Raw genomic sequence first — 19265 nt, 5'->3', positions numbered from 1 at the left:
CCGCCGCCCCCCACCACAGGCGCCCGCCGACCGGCCGGCGCCACCCGCACCCGAGGAGGACCCCATGGACCTGGGCATCACCGGCCGCGTCGCGCTCGTCACCGGCGGCGACTCCGGCATCGGCCTCGCCACCGCCCGCCTGCTGCTCGCCGAGGGCGCCCGCGTCGTGCTCACCGACCAGGACGCGTCCGCGCTCGAGCGGGCGGTCGCCGACCTCGGCGCCGGCCCGGACCGTCTGGTGCCGGTGCTGGCCGACCTCACCGTCCCGGCCGAGGTCGAGGCGCTGCTCGCCCGGGCGCACGACGCGTTCGGCGCCCCGGAGATCCTGGTGCACGCCGCGGGCGTCACGGGCGCGCAGGGGCTGTTCCACGAGATCGACGACGAGGGCTGGGCCCGCACGATCGAGGTCGACCTGCTCGCGGCGGTGCGGGTCGTGCGCGCCGTGCTCGGCCCGATGCGGGAGGCGGGCCGCGGCCGGATCGTGCTGCTCGCCTCGGAGGACGGCGTGCAGCCCTACGTCGACGAGCTGCCGTACTGCGCGTCGAAGGCCGGCGTGCTGTCGCTGGCCAAGGGGCTGTCGAAGTCGTACGGCGCCGAGGGCGTGCTGGTCAACGCGGTGTCCCCGGCGTTCATCGCCACGCCGATGACCGACGCGATGATGGCGAAGCGGGCCGAGCAGCGCGGCACGGACCGGGACGAGGCGATCGCGTCGTTCCTCGACGAGGAGCGCCCGGGCATGGTCCTGAAGCGGCGCGGCGAGGCCGAGGAGGTCGCCGCCGTGATCGCGTTCCTGGTGTCCGAGCGCGCGAGCTTCGTCACCGGCGCGAACTACCGGGTCGACTCCGGGTCGGTCGCGACGATCTGACGTCGCGGTCGTGCCCGAGTGTGCCGTCACCCCGCGGTGACGGCACACCCGGACGCCCGCCCGGAGGCGGTCAGTCCCGGTCGGCCTCCGGTGCCACCGTGCCCAGCGGCTCGGTCGGGGCGGCGGCGTCCCGACGCGACCGGCGACGCGGCGGCGCGGGGGGCTCGGGGGCGTCCTCGCCGGCGGCGGGGACCGGGTCGAGGACGATCGTCGCGTCCGCGGTCCCCGGATCCGGTGCGGTCCCGCCGGCCCCGACCTCGGCGGCCGGGCGCGTGCTGACCCGCGTCGGCGCCGTCTCCTCCGGCGCGACGGGCGCGGCAGGGGGGCCGTCCGGGGACGCCGCGGGCGTGTCCGCCGGCGGCGCGACCGGGTCCGCCGCCGAGGCGCCGTGCTGCGCCCCGTCGGGTGGCGTCAGCTGGATCGCGGTCGTGCTCACGTTCGCGGCGACCGTCTCCCCGGCGGCGGCCCCGCGGCCGCTGGTGCGCCGCGCGGCGCCGGTCACCGCGACGATCCGTGCGACCGGACGACCGTCCCGGGTGAGCGTGACCTCGTCGCCGTGCTCGACGGCGTGCACCAGGGCGGGGAGCCGGGACGCGGCGTCGGCGAGCGTGACCGACCCGGCGGGGACGGGTGCCCCCGGCAGGGCGGCGGCCTCCGTCGCCTCGGCGGGCCGGGCGTCGGCCCGGGCGTCGATCGCCCGCGTCACGGCCTTCATCGCCTCGGCGAGCAGGAACACCAGGATCGCGAAGCCCAGGGTCAGCGCCCACTCCCGCAGGCCGATGGGTGCCGAGTCGAACCAGGAGTTCATGAACGGCACGTACATGAAGAACACCTGCAGCGCGACCAGCGCGCCGGTCGCGATCCACACCACGCGGTTCCCGCGCAGCACGCGCAGGGTGAGGCTGGACTCGCCGAGGAACCGGCAGTTGAACAGGTACGCCAGCTGCCCGAGGGCGAGCATCGTCACCGCGGTCGTCTGGGCGACCGCGTAGTCCGTGCCCCGGGCGTCCTCGATGAAGAACACCGCCAGGGTGGCGCCGCCGATGAGCAGCGACACGACGACCACGTGCCGCAGCGACCGACCCGAGATCACCGACCCCCCGGGTGCCCGCGGCGGCCGGGACATCACGCCGGGCTCGGCCGGCTCGTAGGCCAGCGCGAGCGAGAGCGTCACGGCCGTGACGAGGTTGACCCACAGGATCTGCACCGGGGACAGCGGCAGGGTGAGGCCGAACAGCACGGCGACGAGGATGACCAGCGACTGCGCACCGTTCGTGGGCAGCAGGAAGACGACGGACTTCGCGATGTTGTCGTAGATCCGCCGCCCCTCCTCGACCGCCCGCTCGATGGTCGCGAAGTTGTCGTCGGCGAGGACGATGTCCGCGGCCTCCTTGGTGGCCTCGGTGCCCTTGATGCCCATGGCGATGCCGATGTCCGCCCGGGTGAGGGCGGGCGCGTCGTTCACGCCGTCCCCGGTCATCGCGACGACCTCGTCGTGCGACTGCAGGGCCCGCACGATCCGGATCTTGTGCTCGGGGCTGGTGCGCGCGTAGACGTCGACGTCCCGGACCCGCTGCCGCAGCTGCTCCTGGGTCATCGCCTCGAGCTCGGCGCCGGTGAGGGCGTGCACGTCGCCGTCGGCCGCGACGATGCCGAGCTCGCGGGCGATGGCCGTGGCGGTGCCGACGTGGTCGCCGGTGATCATCTTGACCCGGATCCCCGCGCGGTGGCAGTCGGCGATCGCCTGGACCGCCTCGGGCCGGGGCGGGTCGACGATGCCGAACAGGCCGAGGAACACCAGGCCGTCCTCGACGTCGTCGGGGCTGAGCGTGGTCGTCCCGTCCGCGACGGCCCGCTCGGCGGCGGAGAGGGTGCGCAGCCCCTGGGAGGCGAGCTCGTCGATGACGGCCTCCCAGCGGTCGCGGTCGAGCGGCTCGGTGCCGCCGTCGGCGGCGCGCTGGTGGCTGCACCGGTCGAGCAGCCGGTCCGGGGCGCCGACGACGCGGATCCGGGTGCCGGACCCGGGGACGCGGTCGAGCGTGGCCATGTACTTCGTGGCCGACTCGAAGGGCAGCACGGCGACCCGCTCGACGCCCGTGAGATCCAGCCCGGCCTTGAGCGCGAGGGTCGCGACGGCGCCCTCCGTGGGCTGGCCGACGACCTTCCACAGGCCGCCGTCCTGGACGATCCGCGCGTCGTTGGCGGACGCCGCGGCGGCGATCAGGGCGGCGAGGTCCGGGTGCGCCCCGAGCGTGGCGTGCGCGCCGTCGCGGGTGATCCGGCCCTCGGGCGCGTAGCCGAGGCCCTCGACCTGGTAGGCCCCGGCCCCGGTGACGACGGTGCGCGTCGTCATCTCGTTCTTGGTCAGGGTGCCGGTCTTGTCCGAGCAGATCGTGGTCACCGAGCCCAGCGCCTCGACGGCGGTGAGCTTGCGGGTGATGGCGTTGCGCCGGGCCATCTGCTGGACGCCGAGCGCCAGGGTCACGGTGACCAGCGCGGGCAGGCCCTCCGGGACGGCGGCGACCGCGAAGCCGATGGCCGCCGAGATGAGCTCCGGCACGTCCCAGTCGTGGATGACGCGCCCGACGACCAGCATGAACGCGGCCATGCCGAGGATGCCCAGGGAGAGCGTCTTGCCGAACTGGCCGAGCTTGCGCGACAGCGGGGTGTCGAGGTCGTCGGAGGCGTCGGCGATGAGCGACTGGATCCGGCCGATCTCGGTGCCGGCACCGGTCGCGGTGACGACACCGGTGCCGGTGCCGACCGTGACGATCGTGCTGGAGTACAGCATCGAGGCCCGGTCGCCCAGGCCGGCGTCGGCGCCCACCGGGTCGACGTGCTTGCTCGCGGGGACGGACTCGCCGGTGAGGGCGGCCTCCTCGACCTGGAGGTTGGTCGACTCGAGCAGCCGCACGTCGGCGGGCACCCGGTCGCCGGACCGCACGCGCACGACGTCGCCCGGGACGAGGGAGTCGGCGTCGACGACCTGCCACTCGCCGTCCCGGCGGACCTGGGCGTCGAGCGAGAGCATGGTCCGGATGCCCTTGAGCGCCCGCTCGGCCTGGCCCTCCTGCAGGAAGCCCAGCGCCGCGCTGATCACCGCGACGGCGAGGATCACCGCGAAGTCGATCCAGTCGCCCAGGAGCGCCTTGAGCACCGCCGAGGCCAGCAGGATGTAGATGAGCACGTCGTCGAAGTGCCCGAGCAGCCGGCGCAGCCAGCTCCTGCCCTGCGGGTCCGGGAGCCGGTTCGGCCCGTGCTCCCCGAGGCGGCGCGTGGCCTCCGCCGCGCGCAGGCCCGTGGGCGTGCTGCGCAGCTCGGCGAGCACGGCGTCCGGGGTCTCGGCATAGGGCCGGGGACCCGGGGGAGGGCTCGCGTCCGCGGGGTCCGCGGGCGAGGGCGTCGTGAGGGCTGAGGTCGTCATGTCACCACCTGACCGTTCGGCGTCCGAGACATGGTGGCACGCGAGGTCGCTGCCGATCGAGCGGAGCCGGGGCATCTCGGTGCGAGGCGGCGCTGATCACGCGCGTGATGCCATGAGCGTCAGAAGGTCCCGGCGGGACGTCGGTCCTACGGGCCGGGGGGTGAGGTGACCGCGCAAGGTTTTACGCGGAGTTCACCCGGCGGGGGTGCGCCGTGCGGCACGAGACCCCAAGATGGCACTCCGGAACGGATCGAGGGGGTAGTCATGGAGATGACGACGAACGACCAGCAGGCGTCCGAGACCGAGTTCGACGACGTGCGCTGGACGAGCGTGAGCAACCCCCGGCGCGTGCGGATCTGACGCGCCGGACCCGTCCCGCCCCGTGTCCTCCGCACGGGGCGGCACACCGCTTCCGACGGCCCCGCGGCTCCTGCCGCGGGGCCGTCGTCGTGCTCGGGGCGTGAGCCGGGGCGCCGGCGGGGTCAGGCGCCGGCGCGCAGCCGGCCGAGCACGGCCCGGGCGTCGGCGAGCGCGGTGTCGTCCCGCACGCCGGTGACCGCGTTGTAGTACATGCCTTCGCCGACCAGCTGGACCACGTGCGCGAGCGCCGGGTCGCCGAGCTCGTCCGCCAGCGCCTCGAACCAGTGCCGCCGCAGGTCGTCGAGGACCGCGGTGGCGTCGTCGCCCGCCTCCTCGGCGAGCCGCGCGAACGCGATCAGCGCGCGGTCCAGCGGACCGCCGGACTGCTGCGACTCGCGCAGGTAGTACTCCGCCGCGCCCTCCGGTGCGGCACGCATCGCGGCGACGTCCGCCTGCCCGAGCTCCGCCAGCCGCTCGCGCTGGCCCTGGACCAGCGCGGCCTTGCTGGGGAAGTGGTAGAGCAGCCCGCCCTTGGACACCTCGGCGGCGGCGGCGACGGCGTCGAGGGTCGCGGCGCGGGGACCGTGTGCGATCAGCAGGCCCTCGAACGCGTCGAGGAGGCGGTCGCGGGTCGCGGACATGGGAATGACCGTACCGGCCGTGACGCTTTACCGTCCAGACGGTACAGTAGCCGCCGAATCCCCGAACGAACGAGGTCGCGTCATGTCCGCCCCGGTCACCACCGGTCCCACCGCCGCCGTCCCGGCGGCGCTCCCGCACCACAACGGTCCGGTCCGCCCCTGGGCCGTGCTGGTCGTGCTCATGCTCCCCGTGCTGCTCATCTCCGTGGACAACACGGTCCTGAGCTTCGCGCTGCCGTCGATCACGGCCGCGCTCGGCGCCTCGGGGTCGGAGCTGCTGTGGATCGTCGACGCGTACCCCCTCGTGCTCGCGGGCCTGCTGGTCCCGATGGGCAGCCTCGGGGACCGCGTCGGGCGCAAGCGGCTGCTGATGGTCGGTGCCACCGGGTTCGCGGTCGTCTCGCTGCTGGCGGCGTGGTCGACGAGCCCGGCGATGCTGATCGCGGCGCGCGCGGCCCTCGGCCTGTTCGGCGCGACGCTGATGCCGTCGACGCTGTCGCTCATCCGGAACGTGTTCCTGGACCGCGCGCAGCGCCGGCTCGCCATCGCCATCTGGGCGTCCGGGTTCGCCGGCGGCGCCGCGCTCGGCCCGATCGTCGGCGGCGCGCTGCTCACCCACTTCTGGTGGGGCTCGGTGTTCCTGCTGAACGTGCCGGTGCTGCTCGTGCTGCTGCCGCTCGCCGCCGCGCTCGTGCCCGAGTCGAAGGACCCCGCGCCGGGGCCGCTCGACCCGTGGAGCAGCGTGCTCGCGCTCGCCACGATGCTGCCGCTCGTCTACGCGATCATCGCGTCCGGCGAGCACGGTCTGACGCCGACGACGACGGGCGCGGTGCTCGTGGGCCTCGTGGCCGGGTGGGCGTTCGTCCGCCGCCAGCGCCGGCTGCCGTCGCCGATGCTCGACGTCCGGCTGTTCACCAACCCGGTGTTCTCCGGGGCCGTGTCGGCCAACCTGCTGTCGGTGCTCGGGTTCTCCGGCCTGCTGGTCATCGTGTCGCAGTTCCTGCAGCTCGCGGCCGGGCTCAGCCCGATGGACGCGGGCCTGGTGCTGCTGCCGGGGACCGCCGCGTCCGTGGTGGCCGGCCTGCTCGCCGTGCGGTTGGTGCGGTACGTCCGCCCCGGCGTGCTCATCGGGTCGAGCTTCCTGCTCGCGGCCGTCGGGTACGGCGTGCTGACGCTGGTCGGCGACGTCCCGACCCCGGTGACGGTCGCGGTGACCTTCGTCGTCATGGGCCTCGGCGTCGGGCTGGCGGAGACGCTGACCAACGACCAGATCACCACGGCCGTCCCGCCGGAGAAGGCCGGCGCCGCGTCGGCGATCTCCGAGACGGCGTACGAGCTCGGCACCACCCTGGGCGTCGCGATCCTGGGCTCGGTGCTCAACGCCACGTACCGCGCGCGGGTCGCGCTGCCCGGGACGCTCACCGCCGACCAGGCGCACGCCGCGGGGGAGACCCTGGGCGGCGCGTCCCGGGTGGCCGGCGAGGTCGGCGGCGGCACCGGCGAGGCGCTGCTGGAGTCGGCGCGCCTGGCGTTCGACGCCGGGACGCAGCACGCCGCGGCGGTCGGCGCGGTCGTGGCGGTGGGTGCGGCGGTCGTCTCGTTCGTCACCCTCCGCCGCGCGACGGCGCTCTGACGCCCGTCCCGCTCGCGCGCTCTCGCACGCGCCCGCCCGCGCACCCTCGCCGAGTCTCCGAACGAGGCCTCTGCCGCCGCCCTCGCGGACAGACACGCTCCGGAGACTCGCCGAGATGGCAACTCTCGGCTGCGCGCAAGGGGCTCGACGCAGCCGAGAGTTGCCATCTCGGCGGGGTCGCGCGCGGGTGGGTCGGGCGGGCGCGGGCGTCAGCGGGCGGCGCGGACCCGGTCCAGGAGGAGCAGGGCGATGTCGGTGACCTCGGGCACGCCGACCGTCGCGCGGTCGACGCCGACCCCGGCGCCGCCGGAGCCGACGGAGCCGCCGGAGCCGACGGCGTCGCCCGAGCCCGCACCACCGCCCGGCCCCGACGCAGCCGCCACCCCGTCCGTCAGCATCACCGTGCAGTAGGGGCACGCGGTCGCCACGACGTCGGCTCCGGTCGCGATCGCCTCCTCGGCCCGGGCGGTCCCGATCCGGGTGCCGATCGACTCCTCCAGCCACATCCGCGCCCCGCCGGCGCCGCAGCAGAACGACCGCTCCCGCGTGCGCGGCATCTCGACGGCCTCGACCCCGGGCAGGGCGCCGAGCAGCTCGCGCGGCGGCTCGTAGACCTCGTTGTGCCGGCCGAGGTAGCAGGGGTCGTGGTAGGTCACCCGCTGCGGCGAGGCGTCGGGCGCCGCCACCGGCGTCAGCCGGCCCTCGCCGACCAGCCGGTCCAGCAGCTCGGTGTGGTGCACCACGTCGTACCGCCCCCCGAGCTGCGGGTACTCCCGGGACAGCGTGTTGAAGCAGTGCGCGCAGGTGACGACCACGGCGCGCGCCCCGGCGGCGGCCAGCGTCTCCACGTTCGCGGAGGCGAGCATCTGGTACAGCACCTCGTTGCCCGCCCGCCGGGCCGGGTCGCCGGTGCAGCCCTCGCCGTCGCCGAGCACCGCGAACGTCACGCCCGCGGTGTGCAGCAGCTCGGCCACGGCCCGCGTCGTGCGCTTGGCCTTCTCCTCGTACGCCCCGGCGCAGCCGACCCAGAACAGGTAGTCGACCTCGGCGGCCGTGGCGACGTCGGCCCCGACCACCGGCACGTCGAACGGCAGCCCCTTGGCCCAGTCCAGCCGCTGCCGGGCGGGCAGGCCCCACGGGTTGCCGCGCCGCTCGAGCTTGGTGAAAGTCCCGCCGAGCTCCGCGGGGAACGCCGACTCCATGAGGGTCTGGTACCGCCGGATGTCGACGATCGTGTCGACGTGCTCGATGTCGACGGGGCACTGCTGCACGCAGGCGCCGCAGGTGGTGCACGCCCAGAGCGCGTCCGCGTCGATCACGCCGGACGCCACGAGGTCGACGTCGACGTGCCCCGGCTCGACCTCGGCGCCGGCGCGCGCGGCCCGCAGGTACGGCGCGGTCGCGGCCGCGTGGTCCCGCAGCGCCAGTGTGAGCAGCTTGGGGGACAGCGGCTTGCCCGTGGCCCACGCCGGGCACTGGTCCTGGCACCGCCCGCACTCGGTGCAGGTCGAGACGTCGAGCAGCTGCTTCCAGGTCAGGTCCTCGACCGCGCGGGCGCCGAGCCGGGCGTCGTCCGGCAGGTCCTCCAGCGCCGCCACGTCCAGCGCGACGTCGCCGACCCGCACCGGCTCCAGCGGTCCCAGCGCCGGCGCGCCCGTCACCGAGCGGCGCGCGTACACGTTGAGCACGGCCAGGAACCGGTGCCAGGCGACGCCCATCGTGGGCTGCAGGCCGACGACGACGAACCAGGCCATCGACACCAGGATCTTCACGGTCGCGCACACCACCACGGCCGCCTCGACCGCGACCGTCGACGCCCCCGACCACAGCCCGCCGATCCAGGCGGTCGTGGGGAAGTGCCAGGCGCTCGCGAGCGCGGAGCCGTCCCGCGCCGCCAGCTCGTGCTCCAGGCCGCGCAGCAGCAGCACCGCGAGCACGACGAGCAGCACGGTCGCCTCGACGACGACGGCCTGCGCCGTGCTCGACCCGAAGAACCGGGACCGCCGCTGCGGGAGCGCCTCCGGCTCGGCGACCGGCCCGGACCCGTCGCCGGTCCCCGCCCCCACGGCGGCCACGGCCCGCGCGGGCGTCGCCGGCAGCCCCCGCGGCGTCCGGCGCACCCGCACCGCGATGAGCGCGAGGATCCCGGCGAGCGACAGCCAGGCGATCCCCTCGGTGAGCCACTCCCACGGCGCCAGGTGCCCCAGCAGGGGCAGCGCCCACCGCGGGTCGACCACCTGCGCGTACCCGGCGACCAGCGTGAAGAACAGGACGGGGAACGACACCATGACGACCCAGTGCGCGGCGCGGACCACCGGCGCGTGCTGGAACCGGCCGTGCCCGACCATCTCGCGCACGACGAGCCACGCCCGCCGGCCCACCGGCCGGAGCCGACCGGGCGCCGGGCGGCCGATCCGGATCGTGCGGGTGAGCCGCCGTGCGCCGAGAGCGAACGTCGCGACCCCGACGACGGTGGCGACGAGCACCACGACGAGGCAGGTCATCCGCAGCAGGTCCACGCGATCACGCTAATCGTCCCGGCCGCCGGGGCCCGCGACCGGAGGTCCCGGGTGAGGTCCCAGCCCGTGTGCGCCCCGTCGTGCTGGGCCATCACTTGATAGAGTCCAGGTAATCCCTCGACCACGGTCGGCCTCCGCACGCTTGCGTGCGCCGTGTCGCCGTGCGTCCCTGTACCTGCCCGCTGACAACACCACAGTCGTCGAACCGCCGCGGGCGAGCCTCAGGGCCACCGTGGGCCCCGGGTCGGCGCGACCGACCGACCGACCACCCGCCCACGACAGGACGGAGCGGACGTGCTGCAGCTCCTCGCGGTGCACCTCGTCGCTGCCCTGGTCGCGCCCGCGCTCGTCGCGTGGATCGGCCGCAAGGCGTTCTGGGTGCTCGCGCTCGCCCCCGCCGCGGTGGCGGTGTGGGCGCTCTCCCTCACCGGCCGCGTGCTCGACGGCGACGGGCCCACGCAGGTCGTGCAGTGGATCCCCGGCCTCGGCATGGAGCTCTCGTTCCGGCTGGACACGCTGTCCTGGCTGATGACGCTCCTGGTCGGCGGGGTCGGCGCGATCGTCCTGGTCTACTGCTCCGCCTACTTCAAGGCGGGCGCGAGCGGGCTCGGGCGGTTCAGCGGGGTGCTGGTCGCGTTCGCCGGCGCGATGCTCGGCCTCGTCACCGCCGACGACACGCTGCTGCTGTTCGTGTTCTGGGAGCTGACGACGGTCTTCTCCTACCTGCTCATCGGGCACTACCACGAGCGCAAGGCCAGCCGCCGGGCGGCGATGCAGGCCATCGTCGTCACCACCGCGGGCGGCCTGACGATGCTCGTCGGCGTGATCCTGCTGGGCGAGGCCGCGGGCACGTACCGGATCTCCGAGACGCTCGCGAACCCGCCGCACGGCGCGATGGTGACCGCCGCGGTCGTCTGCCTGCTGGTCGGCGCGATCAGCAAGGCCGCGCTCATCCCGACGCACTTCTGGCTGCCGGCCGCCATGGCCGCGCCGACGCCGGTGTCCGCGTACTTGCACGCCGCCGCGATGGTGAAGGCCGGCGTGTACCTGGTCGCGCGGTTCGCCCCGGCGTACTCCGAGCTGTCGGCCTGGCGCTGGATGATCGTGGTGCTCGGCGGCGGCACGCTGCTGCTCGGCGGCTACCGCGCGCTGCGGCAGCACGACCTCAAGCTCATCCTCGCGTTCGGCACCGTCAGCCAGCTCGGGCTCATCGTCCTGCTGGTCGGCTACGGCACGAAGGCGACCGCGCTCGCGGGCCTCGCCCTGGTCGGCGCGCACGCCATGTTCAAGGCCGCCCTGTTCCTCGTGGTCGGCGTCGTCGACGCCGCGACGGGCACCCGCGACCTGCGCCGGCTGTCCGGCGTCGGGCGCGCGCTGCCGATCACCGCGGTCGCCGGCGGCCTCGCCACCCTGTCGATGATCGGCGCGCCGCCGTTCGCCGGGTACGTCGCCAAGGAGGCCGCGCTCGAGGCGCTGGGCCACGGCGGCCACCCGCTCGACCTCGTCGTGCTCGTGCTCGTCGCGGTGGGCTCCGCCCTGACGGTCGCGTACGGCCTGCGGCTCTGGTGGGGCGCGTTCGCCACCAAGCCCGTGCTGTCGCCCGCCGCGGTCAAGGCGCTGTCGATCGCCCGCGAGGCCAAGGCCGCGAGGGACGAGCCCGGCGCGCGCGACGAGCGCAGCGTCCCCGAGCTCGACGCCCCCGCGGAGGACGACCGCGCGGAGCCCGCCGCGGTGGGCCGGCCGTCGCTGCTGCTCGTCTGGCCCGCCCTGCTGCTCGCGGTGCTCGGGCTGGCCGTCGCGCTGGTGCCGTCGTTCGGCGAGGAGCTGCTCGCCCCGCAGGCCGACCTGTACCCCGAGGGCGAGCCCGGCCACCTGCTGCTGTGGGGCGGGTTCACCCCGACGCTGGCGATCACGGTCGCGGTGCTCGCGGTCGGCGTGCTGCTGTTCCTCTTCCGCGGGCCCGTCGAGGCCGCGCAGGCCGCGGTGCCGCACGTCCCCGAGGCCGACCGGATGTACCGCCGGTTCATGCGCCGTCTGGACGACGTCGCCGCCGACGTCACCGCGATCACCCAGCGCGGCTCGCTGCCGTTCTACCTCGGCGGCATCCTCGTGGTGTTCGTCGTGACGGTCGGCGTCCCGCTGATCCGGTTCACGTCGCTGCCGACCGAGACCCGCGCCTGGGACCGCCCGGCGCAGCTCGTCATCGGGGCGTTCGTCGCGGTGGCGGCCGTGCTGGTCGCCCGCGCGCGCCGCCGGCTGAAGGCCGTGATCCTGCTCGGCGTCTCCGGCTACGGCGTCGCCGCGCTGTTCCTGCTCCAGGGGGCCCCGGACCTCGCGCTGACCCAGGTGCTGGTCGAGACCGTCACGCTCGTGGTGTTCGTGCTGGTCATGCGCCGGCTCCCCCCGTACTTCTCCGACCGGCCCCTGGTGGCGTCCCGCTGGGTCCGCCTGGTCGTGGCGCTGTCGGTGGGCCTGACCGTCGGCGCGCTCGCGCTGATCGTGCCGAGCGCCCGCATCCACATCCCGGTGTCGGTCGACTTCGCCGAGGAGGCGTACTCGTTCGGCGGCGGCAAGAACATCGTCAACGTGACCCTGGTCGACATCCGCGCCTGGGACACGATGGGCGAGATCTCGGTGCTGCTGGTCGCCGCGACGGGCGTCGCCTCGCTGGTGTTCCTCCGCAAGCGGTCCGGGGCGATCTTCCGCGCCGGCGACGCGCCCGAGCACCGCGCGGTGTGGGGCAGCGAGGACGACCCGCAGGCCGCGCTCCGCAAGCCGGTCGAGGCGCGCGCCGGCTACCAGCCGCGCGAGTGGCTGCGCGCGGGCCGGACGCTGGCGCCGCGCCGCCGGTCCGTGGTGTTCGAGGTCGTCGTCCGGCTGCTGTTCCACACGATGATCGTGTACTCGCTGTTCCTGCTGTTCTCCGGGCACAACGCGCCCGGCGGCGGGTTCGCGGCGGGCCTCGTCACGGGCATCGCGCTGATCGTGCGCTACCTCGCGGGCGGCCGGTACGAGCTCGGCGAGGCGGCGCCGGTCCAGCCCGGTCTGCTGCTGGGCAGCGGCCTGTTCCTGTCGGCCGGCGTCGGCCTGGGCGCGCTGATCTTCGGCGGCACCGTGCTGCAGTCCTGGATCATCGACGTCTCGCTGCCGCTGATCGGCGACATCCACCTGGTGACGTCGCTGTTCTTCGACGTCGGCGTCTACCTCGTCGTCGTCGGCCTGGTCCTGGACATCCTGCGCAGCCTCGGCGCCGAGATCGACCGCCAGGCCGAGCAGGACGGCGACCCGGAGGCGGTCGGCGGCGACGCCGAGCCCGCCGAGGAGGTCCGCGTGGACGCGGTCGCCGCCGGGCGCGTCGCCCCGCGGCACCACGACGACCGGGAGGGCCCCCGATGATCGACATGAGCCCCAACCTCGTCCTGGTCGGCATCATCGTCGTCCTGGTGACGGCGGGCGTGTACCTGCTCCTCGAGCGCAGCCTGTCCCGGGTGCTGATCGGCGTCGTCCTGATCGGCAACGGCGCGAACCTGCTGTTCCTGGTCGCGGGTGGCGCCGCCGGGCGGCCGCCGATCGTCGGGCTCGAGCTCGAGCGCGACATGGCCGACCCGCTGCCGCAGGCGATGGTGCTGACGGCCATCGTCATCACCCTCGGCATGACGGCGTTCCTGCTCGCGATGGCGTACCGCTCGTGGCAGCTGCACCGGCACGACGAGGTCCAGGACGACGTCGAGGACCGCCGCATCGCCCGCCTCGCGGCCCGCGACCAGCGCGCCTTCGAGGACGACGACACCGAGGAGTCGACGACCACCCTCGACGAGGAGGCCGCCGAGACCCGCGATGAGACGGACGAGGGCGAACCCTCGCCGGCCGGCGTCGGGGGCACCGCCGGGGAGCACGACCGACCGACCGACGACCGCGGGGAGGGCAGCCGATGACCGAGTACACCTGGCTGGTGCCGCTGCCCGTCGTCGTGCCGCTGTTCGGCGCCGGCCTCGCGCTCGCCCTGTACCGGCGGCCGCGGCTGCAGCGGATCATCAGCGTCATCGCGCTGAGCATCGTGCTGGTCGTCGCGGCCACGCTCCTGGTCCTCGCCGACGACGGCCCGCTGGTGGTCGACATCGGCGGCTGGGCCGCCCCGGTCGGCATCGACCTCGTCGCGGACCGGCTGTCGGCCCTCATGCTCACGGTCTCCGCCGCGGTGACGCTCTGCGTCCAGCTGTACTCGCTGGCCCAGGGCGAGGCCGACGGCGACGAGGCCGCGCCCGTGTCGATCTACCACCCGACGTACCTGATCCTCGCCGCGGGCGTCGCCAACGCGTTCCTCAGCGGCGACCTGTTCAACATCTACGTCGGCTTCGAGATCCTGCTGGCCGCCTCCTACGTGCTCCTGACCCTCGGCGGCACCGGCGAGCGCATCCGCGCCGGCAGCATCTACGTGGTCGTGGCGCTGCTGTCGTCGCTGCTGTTCCTCATCGCGATCGCCCTCACCTACGCCGCCGCGGGCACGGTCAACCTGGCGCAGCTCGCCGAGCGGCTGCCGGAGATCGACCCCGGGGTGCGGCTGCTGCTCCAGGTGCTGCTGCTGCTCGCGTTCGGCATCAAGGCGGCGATCTTCCCGCTGTCCGCCTGGCTGCCCGACTCCTACCCGACGGCGCCCGCGCCGGTCACGGCCGTGTTCGCCGGCCTGCTCACCAAGGTCGGCGTCTACGCGATCATCCGCACCCAGACCCTGCTGTTCCCCGAGGGCCGGATGGACGACGTCCTCATGTGGGCGGCGCTCGCGACGATGGTGGTCGGCATCCTCGGCGCGGTGGCGCAGGACGACCTCAAGCGACTGCTGTCGTTCACGCTGGTCAGCCACATCGGCTACATGCTGTTCGGCATCGCGCTCGCCTCGGAGGCCGGCTGGTCCGCGTCGATCTACTACGTCGCGCACCACATCATCGTGCAGACCGGGCTGTTCCTGGTCGCGGGGCTGATCGAACGGCGAGGCGGGTCCACGTCGCTCGACTCGCTGGGCGGCCTGGCCAAGCTCGCGCCCGTGCTGGCCATCCTGTTCTTCATCCCGGCGATGAACCTCGGCGGCATCCCGCCGCTGTCCGGGTTCCTCGGCAAGGTCGGGCTGCTGCAGGCCGGCGTCGCCGACGGCTCGTGGCTCGCGCTGACCCTGGTGGTCGGCGGTGTCGCCACCTCGCTGCTCACGCTCTACGCCCTGATCAAGGCGTGGAACAAGGCCTTCTGGCAGACCCCGCCCGAGCCGCTGCCCGACGCCACGCTGCCGAAGGGCATGGTCGGCTCCGCCGCCGCCCTCGTCGTGCTCGGCCTCGCGCTGACCGTCGGGGCCGGCCCGCTGTACGGCTACGCCGAGCGCGCGGCGGGGGCGCTGGCCGACCGGTCCGTGTACATCCAGTCGGTGCTGCCCGAGGGCGGCCGCGGCTCCGGGGAGTCCGTCGACGTGGCGCACGGGGGTGACGACGCGTGAGCCTGCACCCGCGCCGGAAGAAGCTGGCGACCCAGTGGCCGACGATGGTCTGGCTGGTCGTCGTCTGGGTGCTGCTCTGGGGCGACCTGTCCGTGGGCAACGTGCTCGCCGGCGCCGTGATCGCCGTCGCGGTGACCGGGCTGCTGCGGATGACGCCGATCGACTTCCACGGCACCGTGCGCCCCTGGCCGCTGCTGGTGCTGATCGGGCGGTTCGCCTGGGACCTGCTGCACGCGTCGGTCGAGGTGTCCTGGGTCGCCCTGCGCCCGCGGCACACCCCGCGCGGCGCCGTGATCGGCGTCCAGCTGCGCAACCACTCCGACCTCTACCTGACCATGACCGCCGAGCTGTGCTCGCTCGTGCCCGGCTCGCTGGTCGTCGAGGCGCACCGGCTCACCGGCATGCTCTACCTGCACGTCCTCGACGTCGAGCAGTCGGGCGGCGTCGAGCGCGCCCGGCAGACGGTGCTCGACCAGGAGGAGCGGGTGCTGCGCGCGTTCGCCTCCGACGACGAGCTCCGCGAGGCGGGCCTGACGCCCGGCGGCCGGTCGTCCCGACGCCAGGAGGTGCGCGCGTGACCGCGGTCCTGCTGATCTGCGCCGTGCTGCTGACCGCCGCCGGCGTGCTCGCCCTCATCCGCGCCGAGCGCGGCCCGTCGATGCTCGACCGGACGGTGGCCCTGGACATCATCGTGACCGTCGTGGTCGCGGCCGTGGCGCTCTACGCGTCGGCCGAGCGGCGCGCGGACGTGGTGCCGATCCTCGTGGTGCTGTCCCTGGTCGGCTTCGTCGGCTCGACCACCATCGCGCGGTTCGCGTCCGTCGAGCCCGCGGGCGAGGGCCGGGTGCGCACCCGGGAGGAGATCGCCGCCGAGGAGGCCGAGCGGATCCGCGCCGAGGAGGAGGCCGAGGAGGCCCGCCGCGCGCGCCGGGCCCGCGAGGCCGAGGGGGCCGCGACCGACGCGCCGCGTCCCGCGTCGGACCCGGAGGAGGTCCGCGCCGAGCACGCCGCGCACGGCGACGAGGCCCGCCCGGCCGAGGTCGTCGGCGACGAGGACCGGCGCGAGCACGGCGACGAGCCGCACGTGGACGAGCACGGTCCGGGCGAGCACGGCGACGCCACCGACGGCGACGACCTGGCGGCGGAGGACACCGCCGCGGACGAGGACGCCGCCGCCCGCGGCACGCGCGACGAGGGGAGCGACCGATGAGCTGGGACTGGGACGTGGTCGCCGACGTCGTGGCCTCGATCTGCCTGATCGGCGGGGCGCTGCTCGCGCTCGCCGCCGGCGTGGGCGTCCTGCGGTTCCCCGACCTGCTGTCCCGGATGCACGCGGGGACGAAGCCGCAGGTGCTCGGGCTGATCCTGGTGCTGATCGGGCTGTCGCTCCGGCTGCGCTCCGGCGGGGCGGTGTGGGCGCTGGTGCTGGTGGCCCTCTTCCAGATGCTGACCGCGCCGGTGGCGGCGCACCTGGTCGGTCGTGCGGGCTACCGCACGGGCAAGGTCCGCCGGGACCTGCTGGTGGTCGACGAGCTCACCGAGGCGCAGGACCAGGCCACGCAGCGCGGCACGCCGCCCGAGGACGCGCCGGGCTCGGGCGACCGGGGCTGACGGGGCGTCAGCGGCGGAACAGCCCCGCCCAGAGGAAGTCCTCGCCGAACGCGTCGCCCGCGTCGACGGCCGGGCGCATCCGGCGCAGCTCGACCTCGTCGAGCCAGCCGAAGGCCCGGCGCAGGTCGTCGGCGGCGTAGGCCAGCCCGCCGCCCAGGCCGCCCTCCCGGTACAGGTCGACGTCGTCGGCCCCGGTGCCGCCGCGCTCGTCGTGGCCGTCGTCGCCCGCCGCGAAGCACGCGATCCCGAACCGGCCTCCGGGCCGGACGGTGCGCTCCAGCAGCGCGCGGTAGGACACCCGGCGGTGCGGCGGCAGGTGGTGGAAGCAGCCGGAGTCGTAGACGAGGTCGTAGGGCTCGGCGGGCGGCCGCCACGCGAAGATGTCCGCGCGCGCGAACCGGACGTCCACCCCGGCCTCGGCGGCCCGCTCCCGGCCCCACGCGACCGCGGTCGCGGACAGGTCCAGCGCGTCGACGGCGCACCCCTGCTGCGCGAGCCAGACGGCGTTCCGGCCGGGGCCGCAGCCGAGCTCGAGCACGCGGGTGCCGGGGCCGAGGGGCAGCCGGCCGTCGGCGGCCCAGGCGACCAGGCTCTCGTCCGGCGCCCACCGGAAGAACGGCACGGGACGGTCGCGGTCGGCGTAGAACCCGTCCCAGAAGTCGGCGCCGCCCCGGTCCGTCCACCGGTCGGCGCGCTCAGCGAACAGCAGGTCCATCAGGGCCAGGACGTCGTCGACGGTGTGCACGGAGCGGCCGACGCCGACAGCGGGCCGGGGAGAGGGCTGCGCGGGGGTCTGAGACACGGCTGACCTGCACCTTCGTCGGTGGACGGGGTGCTCAGGCTAGGCCGCGCCGGGACCCCGCGGGCGGGACCTCCGGCCGTCGACGTGCGGGCGGTCAGGCCTTCGGCAGGCGACGGTTCTTGTCGACCCGCTCGACGAACTTCTTGGTCCCGCGGGTCGCGAACACCCGGGCCACCGTGACGGCGGCGGCGGTGATCGCGGCGGCCGCGACGACCTCGGCGATGCGCGGGTCGTCGTCGTCCTCGGGCTTCGGCGGCTTGTGCCCGGACGCCGCCTTCCACGCCGCGTCCACGGCCTTGCCTGCCGCCCAGGCGACGGCGCCCGCGACCACCAGGCCGGTGATCTTCGCGAACGTGGACTGGGTCTCTTCGTCGGCCACGGGACCTCCTGCGTCGGGACGGCTGTGCTCCGCCCCACGCTAGCGCCGCCGGTGCCGCGCCGCAGGTCAGCAGGTGCCGGGCCGGGGGCGCGCCGCGCCGGTGTAGGGTCGGGCCCGAACGACAGGGGAGCGTCCCGGGCCGTGCGTGACACCGCGGCCCGACCGACGCTGAGAGTGCGGACGGAATCCGCAGACCCTCGCACCTGATCCGGTTAGCACCGGCGTAGGGAGTCGGGATCTCAGTCGCCCCGTGCCGTCGTGCTCCCCGGGGCGCGGCGACGCGGTGCGGCCCCCTCGGTGCACATCGAGGAGGAACCACCATGGCGCGCACGCGCGCACGCCGCCGGGCACCCCGGCGGACCACCACGGCCGGCCTGGCCGCCGTCGCCGGCGTCCTGGCGCTGACGGCCTGCTCCGTCACGGGGTCGGGCTCGGGCTCCGACGCGGCGTCCGGCTCCGGGACCGACGGGTCGGGCGGCACCGTCACGCTGGTCACGCACGACTCGTTCCACGTGAGCGACGGCCTGCTGGAGCAGTTCGAGGCCGAGACCGGGCTGACGGTGAAGCAGGTCGCGCCCGGCGACGGCGGGGCGCTGGTCAACCAGCTGATCCTGACCAAGGACGCCCCGCTCGGCGACGTGGTCTACGGGATCGACAACACCTTCGCGTCGCGGGCGATCGACGAGGGCGTGCTGGAGCCGTACGAGTCGCAGGCGCCTGCCGCGGCGGACGCCGAGCAGTACGCGCCCGACGCCTCGCACTCGCTCACCGCCGTCGACATGGGCGACGTCTGCCTGAACGTCGACCACGCCTGGTTCGCCGAGCGGGGCATCGCGGAGCCGACGTCGCTGCAGGACCTCACCGACCCGCAGTACAAGGACCTGACGGTCGTCACCAACGCGGCGACCAGCAGCCCGGGCCTCGCGTTCCTGCTGGCGACCGTCGGCGCGTTCGGCGAGGACGGCTGGCAGCAGTACTGGACGGACCTGACGGCCAACGGGCTGAAGGTCGCCGAGGGCTGGTCCGACGCCTACTACACGGACTTCTCCGGCGGCGGCGGGGGCGGCCCGCGGCCGATCGCGCTGTCCTACGCGTCGAGCCCGCCCGAGACGATCCCCGAGGGCGGCGGCGAGCCGACCACCGGCGCGCTGCTCGACACCTGCTTCCGGCAGGTCGAGTACGCGGGCGTGCTCGCAGGGGCGCAGAACCCCGAGGGCGCGCAGCAGCTGGTCGACTGGCTGCTGTCCGACGCGGTCCAGGCCGACATCCCCGGGTCCATGTACATGTACCCGGTGAGCGCGGCCGTCGACCTGCCGGAGGCGTGGGCGCAGTGGGCGCCGCTGTCGGACGCGCCGTACGAGGTGCCGCTCGACGACATCGCGGCGAACCGCGACACCTGGGTCCGCGAGTGGACCGACCTGGTCGTCGGCTGAGGCGCGGCTGACCCGATGAGCACGGCGACGCGGACGCCCCCGACCGGCATGGGCCGGCCGGGGGTGCCCGCGCGCCCGGGGCCGGCCGGCGCCGCGGCGGGGCGCCCGCCGCTCCG

General features: G+C 75.0%; 14 protein-coding genes and 1 riboswitch. Of the genes, 9 read left to right on the top strand and 5 right to left on the bottom strand.

Translation table 11 applies throughout. The features are described from left to right. The first annotated feature begins 64 nt into the window (after positions 1 to 64). Positions 65 to 865: an SDR family NAD(P)-dependent oxidoreductase gene (locus J5O08_RS13365; protein ID WP_218707380.1), complete on the top strand. Its 801-nt coding sequence runs from the start codon at positions 65 to 67 to the stop codon at positions 863 to 865. A gap of 70 nt (positions 866 to 935) precedes the next feature. Here J5O08_RS13365 and J5O08_RS13360 read toward each other — a convergent pair whose 3' ends face one another. Both J5O08_RS13360 and J5O08_RS13355 read right to left on the bottom strand, forming a co-directional pair. Next, on the bottom strand, positions 936 to 4289 hold the full coding sequence (locus J5O08_RS13360) for an HAD-IC family P-type ATPase (protein WP_218707379.1): 3354 nt from the start codon (positions 4287 to 4289) through the stop codon (positions 936 to 938). Positions 4290 to 4771: 482 nt separating this feature from the next. Further along, positions 4772 to 5290, bottom strand: coding sequence for a TetR family transcriptional regulator (locus tag J5O08_RS13355; RefSeq protein ID WP_218707377.1), 519 nt, complete (start codon positions 5288 to 5290; stop codon positions 4772 to 4774). Between the two features lie 82 nt (positions 5291 to 5372). On the opposite strand from J5O08_RS13355, the gene J5O08_RS13350 reads away from it, so the two are divergent. Next, entirely contained in the window at positions 5373 to 6923 is a 1551-nt protein-coding gene (locus tag J5O08_RS13350) for an MFS transporter (RefSeq protein ID WP_218707375.1), read from the top strand. Positions 6924 to 7132: 209 nt separating this feature from the next. Here J5O08_RS13350 and J5O08_RS13345 read toward each other — a convergent pair whose 3' ends face one another. Beyond that, the gene (locus J5O08_RS13345; RefSeq protein ID WP_255589815.1) at positions 7133 to 9427 is read right to left on the bottom strand and encodes a (Fe-S)-binding protein; all 2295 of its coding nucleotides are present in this window, start codon (positions 9425 to 9427) and stop codon (positions 7133 to 7135) included. A 309-nt stretch (positions 9428 to 9736) separates the two neighbouring features. Here J5O08_RS13345 and J5O08_RS13340 point away from each other — a divergent pair, with 309 nt between their 5' ends. The 6 genes from J5O08_RS13340 to mnhG are packed head-to-tail and all read left to right on the top strand — an operon-like array spanning position 9737 to position 16535. Beyond that, a complete protein-coding gene (locus J5O08_RS13340; protein WP_218707372.1) occupies positions 9737 to 12838 on the top strand; it encodes a Na+/H+ antiporter subunit A in 3102 nt (1033 codons plus the stop codon). Continuing rightward, the gene (locus J5O08_RS13335) at positions 12835 to 13377 is read left to right on the top strand and encodes a Na(+)/H(+) antiporter subunit C (RefSeq protein ID WP_218707371.1); all 543 of its coding nucleotides are present in this window, start codon (positions 12835 to 12837) and stop codon (positions 13375 to 13377) included. Before J5O08_RS13340 ends, J5O08_RS13335 begins: the two co-directional genes overlap by 4 nt. Beyond that, positions 13374 to 14924 carry a Na+/H+ antiporter subunit D gene (locus tag J5O08_RS13330; RefSeq protein WP_147795228.1) on the top strand — a complete coding sequence of 517 codons (1551 nt, stop codon included), beginning with the start codon at positions 13374 to 13376 and terminating at the stop codon, positions 14922 to 14924. The genes J5O08_RS13335 and J5O08_RS13330 overlap by 4 nt, the downstream gene beginning before the upstream one ends. Beyond that, complete coding sequence (locus J5O08_RS13325) at positions 14921 to 15502, top strand: Na+/H+ antiporter subunit E (RefSeq protein ID WP_218707370.1); 582 nt, start codon at positions 14921 to 14923, stop codon at positions 15500 to 15502. The genes J5O08_RS13330 and J5O08_RS13325 overlap by 4 nt, the downstream gene beginning before the upstream one ends. Next, positions 15499 to 16134 (top strand): monovalent cation/H+ antiporter complex subunit F, encoded by a 636-nt coding sequence (locus J5O08_RS13320; RefSeq protein ID WP_308281608.1) that lies wholly within the window; start codon positions 15499 to 15501, stop codon positions 16132 to 16134. The genes J5O08_RS13325 and J5O08_RS13320 overlap by 4 nt, the downstream gene beginning before the upstream one ends. After that, positions 16131 to 16535: a monovalent cation/H(+) antiporter subunit G gene (mnhG, locus tag J5O08_RS13315; RefSeq protein WP_217615885.1), complete on the top strand. Its 405-nt coding sequence runs from the start codon at positions 16131 to 16133 to the stop codon at positions 16533 to 16535. Before J5O08_RS13320 ends, mnhG begins: the two co-directional genes overlap by 4 nt. Positions 16536 to 16542: 7 nt before the next feature. Here mnhG and J5O08_RS13310 read toward each other — a convergent pair whose 3' ends face one another. Then, complete coding sequence (locus J5O08_RS13310) at positions 16543 to 17337, bottom strand: class I SAM-dependent methyltransferase (protein WP_308281607.1); 795 nt, start codon at positions 17335 to 17337, stop codon at positions 16543 to 16545. 94 nt (positions 17338 to 17431) lie between these two features. Beyond that, positions 17432 to 17716 (bottom strand): DUF4235 domain-containing protein, encoded by a 285-nt coding sequence (locus J5O08_RS13305; protein ID WP_147795231.1) that lies wholly within the window; start codon positions 17714 to 17716, stop codon positions 17432 to 17434. A gap of 113 nt (positions 17717 to 17829) precedes the next feature. Beyond that, positions 17830 to 17963, top strand: a riboswitch (TPP riboswitch). A 73-nt stretch (positions 17964 to 18036) separates the two neighbouring features. Here J5O08_RS13305 and J5O08_RS13300 point away from each other — a divergent pair. Beyond that, positions 18037 to 19149, top strand: a complete 1113-nt coding sequence (locus tag J5O08_RS13300; protein WP_218707369.1) for a thiamine ABC transporter substrate binding subunit — start codon at positions 18037 to 18039, stop codon at positions 19147 to 19149. Positions 19150 to 19265 lie beyond the last annotated feature (116 nt).

The sequence above is a fragment of the Cellulomonas sp. PS-H5 genome, assembly GCF_019265565.1.
Classification (GTDB): Bacteria; Actinomycetota; Actinomycetes; order Actinomycetales; family Cellulomonadaceae; genus Cellulomonas.
The sequence above is the reverse complement of the archived record's forward strand: the minus strand, read 5'-3'. Positions and strand labels throughout refer to the sequence as shown.